We start from the raw sequence: 1,542 nt of genomic DNA, 5'->3' as shown, positions 1-1,542 counted from the left end.
CGCTTTATCAGTTCTGAATTCCCAATCTTGCGGGAAAACTTGACCAAAATTGATCAAGCTCTTTTGGCTGTTGAGGAAAAGATAAACGAAAAAGCACCTTTACAACACACGCATAGCATAAGCGAAATCACAAATCTAGAAAGCGCTCTCAATGGCAAAATGGCAGCGGATAAAACCTTCACTTTTGCTGATTTAAGCGATATCGAGGGGGCAAAAGATGCCGCTAACAACTATGTTCTCTACAAATCAAGCAACAATAACTTTACCTTTGGCAGTGCTGTCTCCCTGTTAGGCGCGCACCAACATAAAACCGAAGATATCGTGGGTCTTGACGATTTTAGAGCCAAGCTTAACGAAGATCTCACAAGCTATGGTTGCCTCACAAGCCCCAATGAATGGCAAAGTTATAATAAATTTACCAGCAAAGTCACAATGAGTGGTGCCTTAGAGCTTTTGGGCAATTCGTCGTTTAGCCTTATTCATAATGGTGAAACGGTGACAAGTTTAAGCACAAATGGAAGCTTTCTTAAAGGACCTTTGAGGGTCGATGGAGATCTTGTTTATACGAAATCAGAAATAGATATTCTCAAGCAGGAAATTAAAAACATCAAAAAAAATTTGCTTAATAAACTCATTATTGCTGATGCTGAATTGCTCTATACGCAAGATGGGAAAATTCAATGGCCCGATTGGGTCACGGATAAAACTAAAGTTGAAATCCAAGCATGGGGTGGTGGGGGTAGTGGTGGTGGAGCTTATAGTTCATATTTAGGAGGCGGCGGAGGCGGTTGTTCAGTATGGTATGGCTATAAAGCGAGTTTAAAAGGGCATGAGGATATCACAATTGGTAAAGGAGGCGCTTCTGTTGCATCACGCAGTGCGACAGGAAATTCTGGAGGAACAACAGCTGTTGGAAAGAATTTTATGACCGCGACAGGAGGATATGGTGGTGGGGGTGCTTTTGCCTATCAATCTCACACGGGATTTGGTGGTAGTACGACTACCTACTATTCAGGCTCTGGTGGTGCTGGAGGGATTGGTGGAAACTTTGGTTTAGCAACAGATNGCGGTAATGGCGGTGATGCTGGAGGTGATACATCAAGGGGTGGCTCTGGAGGAGTCGGCAAAGGTTCCTATAGTTCGGGAAAAGCAGGGCGTGGTTTTGGCGGCGGCGGGGCTGGTGCTCATGCTGATTCTTCTCCAAGTGGTGCTGGAGCAGATGGTGCTGTCCTCATAAGATTATGGAAAGATTAATTACATAACCAAAGATAGCACAAGTCAAATGGATAGCTGTTGTATAAGCAGGCTTATATGTTTTTAAGTCCTTTTATCGCTCTTTAAAAGCCTTTTAAAGGGCTTTTTTTGACTGACAGTGTCAGGCTTATGAGAGAGTGCGCTTGTTGTTATAGTCTCTTCATTGATTTGGAGAGCAATATGGCAACAGAATTTAATCATGGGATTCGCATTGTAGAGGCTGGTGAGGATTCTCGTCCTTTAGCAACATTTGATCAGACCGCCATTGGGGCGGTTGTTACAGCCCCT

The 1,542-nt window shown here is 43.7% G+C and carries 1 protein-coding gene; it reads left to right on the top strand.

The window, feature by feature from the left end:
• Positions 1-1,254: Bgr_08870 family protein (locus tag ACFILT_RS04705; protein WP_375679668.1), on the top strand; the 1,254-nt coding region annotated here is incomplete at its 5' end.
• Positions 1,255-1,542: the final 288 nt, after the last annotated feature.

The sequence above is a fragment of the Bartonella sp. AP7XZML genome, assembly GCF_042195745.1.
Classification (GTDB): domain Bacteria; phylum Pseudomonadota; class Alphaproteobacteria; order Rhizobiales; family Rhizobiaceae; genus Bartonella.
Note: the sequence above shows the minus strand (reverse complement) of the source record. Positions and strands in the feature narration are given on the sequence as shown.